General features: G+C 33.5%; 4 protein-coding genes. All 4 read right to left on the reverse strand.

What is annotated here, in order from left to right:
- On the reverse strand, positions 1-290 hold a 290-nt coding region (locus VFS71_RS17570; RefSeq protein ID WP_326402912.1), incomplete at its 3' end, for a hypothetical protein.
- Positions 291-444: 154 nt separating this feature from the next.
- On the reverse strand, positions 445-1944 hold the full coding sequence (locus tag VFS71_RS17575) for a RagB/SusD family nutrient uptake outer membrane protein (protein ID WP_326402913.1): 1500 nt from the start codon (positions 1942-1944) through the stop codon (positions 445-447).
- Between the two features lie 11 nt (positions 1945-1955).
- Positions 1956-5021, reverse strand: coding sequence for a TonB-dependent receptor (locus tag VFS71_RS17580; RefSeq protein ID WP_326402914.1), 3066 nt, complete (start codon positions 5019-5021; stop codon positions 1956-1958).
- Between the two features lie 152 nt (positions 5022-5173).
- Positions 5174-6814, reverse strand: coding sequence for an MGH1-like glycoside hydrolase domain-containing protein (locus VFS71_RS17585; RefSeq protein ID WP_326402915.1), 1641 nt, complete (start codon positions 6812-6814; stop codon positions 5174-5176).
- Between the last annotated feature and the right edge of the window lie 241 nt (positions 6815-7055).

Below are 7055 nucleotides of genomic sequence, written 5' to 3' on the forward strand. Positions count from 1 at the left end.
ACAGCTTCTTCTGCCCATTTAAGGTATTTTACATCTCCAAGCACTTCATAAGCATGAACATACATCATTGCAACGCAAGCTTTTTGCCAATCTAATGTTTGCTTACTAGGCAAAGAAGTGTAATCATCTTTGAATGTTTTGTGAATGTAATCCACAATTTTCGCAACGTCTTTTTTGGCATAATTAGTGGTATTTTTTTTAATCGGCTGAGCTGTCAACTGCTGTTGTCCATTAAAAAAAACATACAAAATCAAAAACAAACTGATAGACTTTAAAGGGATTTTTTTCATCAAAGAATGGTTAAAACATCAAATATGAATATGATTATATATAAAAATATCGAGAACTATTAGAAGTACTGTTAGTTCTCGATATTTTTCAAAGGCTAAGGAAAAAATTTAAACAAAGGCCGTTTAAAATTTCAAACAGCCTTTTGTTTTTTTCCTAAAATGTTGAATATCCAGGACTTGGATTATTAATCAAAACACCATTAGAGTTATCTATTTCTACTTGAGGAATAGGGAAAGCTTCATCTTTTCCTGGTGTAAAAGTTCTAGGACCTCTTGGATCACTTGCTGTGGTAACTGCTGCATATACTGATTGAGCCATTCCCCAACGTACAAGGTCAAAATGACGATCATCTTCATAAGCCAATTCGCAACGACGCTCGTGTACCAAGTTCGTAAAGGTAGGGGCTGCAATCGGGGCAAGGCCTGCACGTGTTCTAACTTTATTGAAAGAAATAGCTGCAGCTGCTACAGGTGCAGAAGCATTAGTAGGCCCCGCTCCAGCCAACTGCATTATTGCCTCTGCATGCAAAAGCAAAATATCAGAATATCTCAATAATGGTATATCTTTACCTGCTTCCCAATAAAATGTAGGTAAGTCTTCATACGGCTGATAATATTTTGTGCCCATAAAACCAGTCCCCATATCATCAATATCAGCTGCTGTAAGAACAGTAGGTTTACCTAATACAATCAACTCTTCACCAGCTCCTCTAACAGTTACTTCTCTGCGTAAGTCACCAGCTTCAAAAGCATCTGATAAATTTTTTGTAGCTCCAAAGTAATACCATCCAGTACCTCCAGATAAACTACCTGACAAAAGTACTACTGAAGTTATTGTACCTTGATGATCCACCGGTTTATTAGATAAATTGAAAAGTACCTCATTATTTTTCTCGCCTGCTATAGAAAATAAATCTTTAAAGCCATTTCCATTATTAACATCAAGTGTATATTGACCTGAATTAATAACTTTTTCAGCCATAGCTTTACATTCTGCAAATTTACCCCAGTGTGCATATACTTTAGCTAATAAACCGTAAGCTGCTCCTAGATTAGGTCTTCCCCAATCTTCGTCAGATCTTTTCCAAAGATTTTCTTTTTCAAAATATTCGATAGATTTCAAAAGATAAGCTTCTATCCTCTTGTAAGTCTCTAATTTAGTTTGACGAGGTGGATTAATCTCCGATGGCTTGGTATTGTCATAAAATGGTAAACCTCCATATCTTTTTGCCAAAAAGAAATAATCAAAACCAGCCAAGAAATTTGCCTCTCCCATAATTTTATTACGGGAACTATCGCTCATGTCAATATCCGGCGTATATTTAATAACGTCATTGGCTCTTCTTATAGAACGGTAGAAATACTTCCAGTTGTCTGAATTAGTCCAAGAGTTATTAGTAGGAGTAGCGAAATTCATTACTGCTTTCGTTTCATCCTCACCGGTACTTCTTACAATCATATCATCGCTGGCTGCACTAAAAAACAACCAACCTTCTCCAAAACCTTCTTCTTCATAGTAAGGATCATATACAGCGTTCAATGCTAATTTAATATCCGCTTCAGTTTTGAATGAACCCGCAAGTCCATAAGGTTCCCTTTCTAGATCACACGAGGCAACAATAAAAAGTAATACTAAAAATTTATATATTTTCATCATTTAAAATTTTATAAGTTAATATTTAACCCCATCAAAAAGGTCTTAGGCTGTGGAAATTGAGCGTAATCAACGCCTGAATGACCTCCTACTTCAGGATCAAATCCATTGTATTTTGAAAAAGTTAAATAATTTTGAAGATTTACATATAATCTCAATTTTTCCAATTTTACTTTTTTCAACAACTCCTTATTAAAAGAGTAACCCAAAGTAATATTTTTAAGCCTTAAATAATCTCCCTCTTCAACATACAAATCTGAAAACTGTTTATTTCCATTTTCATCTATCGTAGAAACTCTAGGTCCATTTCCGTTCGGGTTATTTACTGGATGATAACGGTCTAAAATTTCTGAAAATTGATTGTATTTCGGATTTACGTTCATTCCTTGATACTTAACAGCATTAAAAATATCAAATCCTGCAACGCCTTGGAAGAATAATGATAAATCAAAACCTTTATAATCCAAATCAGCACCAAAACCATAAGAAACATCTGGGAAACCATCCCCAATATTAGTTCTATCGTCTCCACCAATTGCACCATCTCCGTTATAATCTACGAATTTCACATCACCAACTTGAGCATTTGATTGCAATTTTTCTCCTGCACTGTTTTTATAGTTGTCTATCTCTGCTTGGCTCTTGAAGATTCCAGCTGTTTTATACCCAAAATAGTGAGAAATTGGCTCTCCTACTGTAGTACGTGTAATTGCTTGTCCGTTATAGGTATCGGAATAAATTGCACTTGTAGATCCATCTCCTAAGGAAGTTACTTCATTTTTTACCTGACTTAAGTTTCCATATGCTCTAATTCCAATACCATTTATTTTGGTATTGTAACTAAGAGATACTTCATACCCCTTGTTTGTAACATCCGCAGCATTTCTCCAAGGATTTTCTTTAACTCCTGAAACTGAAGTAATAGGTACTTGAAGTAAAATATCTGATGATTCTTTTACGAAATAATCAAAAACTAAATCGAAATGTTTAAGAAAAGTCAAATCCATACCCAAATCGGATTGAGTTGTTACTTCCCATTTTAAATCTGGGTTTGGAATATTAGATTCATATCTGCCGTAATTTAAACTTTCATCTAACCCATAAACTGCTTTATATCGTGTATCAGACAATAAAGCTTTTGTTGGATAATTACTGAAAATATTTTGATTTCCTAATGAACCATAACTTGCTCTAAGTTTAAGACTTTGAACTTGATCCTTCAACCCATCAAAGAAAGACTCATCAGAAATTCTCCAACCTGCAGATACTGAAGGGAAATAACCCCAACGATTGTCTTTTGCAAATTTAGATGAACCATCCGCTCTGTAACTTACAGAAAATAGATATTTTCCTAAAAAGTCATAATTTACTCTAGCAAAGTAAGATTGTAATGCCCATTCTGTTCTTCCTCCATGAAGATATCTCACCTCAGTAGCTGCACTGACGTATCTTTGAGATGGATCTTCGGATATAAATCCACCTACGCTAGTTTCTCCATTCAATTCGTTATAAACTTCATACGAAGTTCCTCCTAAAGCCATAAAATGATGATCTCCAATGCTTTTGTCATATTTCAAAGTTGTAGTATTCATCTTTCGAGTACTTTCTAGATAAGCTTCGTATAATTCATTATTATCAGTGGCTCTTCCAGCTTCTGGTACTCTAGAGTAAAAATTCTTATCATCATTTCTGCTCCAATCGTATCCAAAATCAGTTTTAACTGTGAAATCGTTCAAAAATTTGTATTCAAGATACATATCTCCAAAAATTCTTTTTCTTCTTGTTTTTTGATCAGCTCTTTCAACAATAGAAACGGGATTTTTTAAATCGGTACCTAATTCTCCACTACCACTATATCCTCCAGTTGCTGGATCATAAACTGGTACAGAAGGATCATATCGTAATGCAGATGCAATTGCTCCTCCATCTCCAGTATCTGGTACTGTTGTTTGTTCAGAACTTGTAAGCATCAAGTTTTCTCCAAACTTCAAGTTTTCAATAATATCAATATCTGTATTCAAACGAAGGGTAGTTTTATCATACCCTGTACCTTTTAAGATTCCCTCTTGATCTAAATTACCAAAGGCAATATTATATCTAGCTCTATTGGAAGCTCCAGAAACACCTAAATCATAATTTTTTTGAACAGCTGAATCAGTAAATATTTCATCCTGCCAGTTTGTTCTGGTTACTTTAGCATAATCCGAAGAATAATAAGCTGGAATAGCTAATCCATCATTGGTAAATGCTTCAGAATGGATCATATTTCTTTGCTCTGCATTTAATACATCTATCTTATTTGTAGGAGATGCTAACCCTAAATAAGTATTAAAAGAAATGCTAGTTTTTTCTTTATTTGATCCTTTTTTTGTTTGTATAATTACCACTCCATTAGCCGCTCTCGAACCGTAAATAGCTGCAGAAGCTGCGTCTTTAAGAATGTCCATTCGTTCAATATCGTTTGGATTAAGGTCATTCATATTATCGGCTGGCATTCCATCAATAATGTATAATGGTTCGCTGTTTCCGAACGTTCCAATTCCACGAATACGCACCGCAGCTGGAGAACCAGGACTTCCACTACTTTGTAAAACGGTTACACCCGTAGCACGTCCCTGAATGGCACTAGCAATTCCTGACGTAGATAGATCTTTAATATCGTCCATTTTAACAGAAGAAACCGCTCCTGTCAAGTCTTTCTTCTTTTGAGTAGAATAACCAACAACTACTACTTCATCCAAGTCTTGTGATCCTTCTTTCAATACTATTTCTAATGTTGATGAATTTCCCACCTTTTGTGACATAGTTTTATAACCAACAGAAGAAAATTCAAGTTCTGAATTTTTATCTTCTACTTTGATAGTAAATTTACCATCAGCATCCGTGATTGCACCTGCTCCCGTGGACTTAAGAAGAACATTTACTCCGGGTATAGGGATGTTTTTTGAGTCTATAACTACTCCCGTTACTTTCTGTTCTTGTGCAAATGCAACATTAGAAAAAAGAAAGATAAACATACTTAATACCATAAATAATTTGGTATTAATAAAGAAATCAATTTTTATTTTTTTGAACATTTTGATTTTGTTTCGTGTTAATTTTTTTTATTTAATTCTTAGTTTTGGTTTTAATTTTATTTATTTCATAGGCAGTTTCTTTTTGAAATGATTTAGTTTTTTTAATTTATTTTAAACATCTTATAAATAGATTAAGTAAAAAATTTTAAGATTTATGATATTTTATTTTTCCCAGGCTTAATGATTATTGTTTTATTCCCTCCGTCCCAACTTAAATTTAATTTTAAATCAACTGTAGAATCTATAATTATCGAAGGATGTTGTTTTGAAGATATCCTATCTAAACATTTGAAAGACAACATATCAGAAGTTCCAATTGGATATCGATCTATACCGTGTTCTTGGGTAAGATTAACATGCCAATCAATAGTTTTATTAACAAAATTTACATTAATTCCAAAAATACATTCAAACAATATTGAAACGGGAACTAGTCCAGTCCACCCAATAAAATCGGGTCTTGCCAATAGTCCTGGATCAGTAGTTTCTGGTGCATAATATTCCCAGAAAGTATTGGTTTTTTTAAAAACTTCTTTTACTTGTTCGTGATGTTTCATCGCAAGGTCAAAAGACTGTTTGTAAAATCCATTATTCAAAAGACCTTTGATTACCATATAATTTGTTGGAGCCCAAACTCCTCCTTGCCAATATCTGCCGTCAGCTTGATATTTTTCATGATTTGCCGGGATTGACGGTACAGGATGTTTTCTATAGAATGTTTCTTTGTCAGATAGGTGATTTACAAATGAATTTAATTCTTCTTTAGTAAGTATATCTGACCATAATCCCCAATACGCCCCAATACTTTTTAAAGTTCCTAAACTACCATCAGCATATCTATCATAGAAAAAGTTTGATTTAGGATCCCACAACTTTTCTTTAACTATTTTTTTGAGAGAAGTTGTCTCGTCCTCAATATCTTCAATTTCTTGCCATCTTTCAGTATAAAACCCAAAATCAACAAGTAATTTACCTATGAATAGTTGTTGCAAACAAGTGTCAAGCCATGTCATATGTCCGTGTGAGAATATGGGGTTGTATTCTTTTGGAACGCGTGGCATATTATCCATTCCTGTTCCCCAACCACTCGACCAATATGATTTATCTTGCCAAGTCCTATTTAATTTAAGCCATTGATAATAAGCACATAATACTGGGAAAATTTTATGCAATCTTTCTAAATCACCAAACTGCTTAAAATATTCCATCTCACTCCATGGAATTAAGTTTGGACCTGTGCTTGTTGGGTCGTATCTATGAAAACAATCTTCTCCGTTCGTTCCCCAAATTTCGCGACATATAAAACCATCGGGATGCTGTTTCCCATAAAAATTATCAAGTGTATTTTGAAACGGGTAAGCTCGAGATCCATATCGGGCAAAAAGAGTGATGAAATTTGAATCCCACATAAAAATATTTCCATTGTATGCGGTATCTATATAGGAAGTTATAAAACCGGATTCTTCTGAAGGATTCTTAATGTTTTTAAAAGCAATTTCCCAAGTTTTCCAATACATATTAATTGCATCCTCATTTCCTTTCCAATGAGGAATAGGTAAAATTCCCTTTGCTTTTTCAAAACCTGGTGATTCTGTAATTTTTGGTTTGGCATTTCGGAATTCATTTTCAGTTACAAAAATGTTTTTTATATATGTATTTTTATAAGGTAATTTAACGGGAGGTATACTAACTGTTTTTTCCAAAGGTTCTTCAGCAAATACATTTACAATAGGCATTGTTGTCGCTCCAGCCAACAAAGCTGTATTCTTTAAAAAATTACGTCTTGAACTCATTTGATGTTTTGTTTTAATTATGCAATATGAACTTTAGACAAGCTTAAATATATTTACTAAATCGATTTAGTTTTTTTTTCAAAAAAAAGCCTCGTTCTTTAGCTCCACTTTTAGGATTATCCTGCCTAACGATTAAAATGCTTGCAAAATAATTATAGTAAATCCTAATCGTTAAAAGTCAAACTATTAATAATTCAAAGCAAACATACTAAAACGTTTTAGTAAAAAAAAATTTTTTTTA

The sequence above is a fragment of the Flavobacterium sp. genome, from assembly GCF_035760125.1.
GTDB lineage: Bacteria > Bacteroidota > Bacteroidia > Flavobacteriales > Flavobacteriaceae > Flavobacterium.

Bases quoted from the DNA above. Each gene is read 5' to 3' on its own strand.
- VFS71_RS17580 (WP_326402914.1), bottom strand. From the start codon at position 5,021: ATGTTCAAAAAAATAAAAATTGATTTCTTTATTAATACCAAATTATTT.
- VFS71_RS17585 (WP_326402915.1), bottom strand. From the start codon at position 6,814: ATGAGTTCAAGACGTAATTTTTTAAAGAATACAGCTTTGTTGGCTGGA.
- VFS71_RS17575 (WP_326402913.1), bottom strand. From the start codon at position 1,944: ATGAAAATATATAAATTTTTAGTATTACTTTTTATTGTTGCCTCGTGT.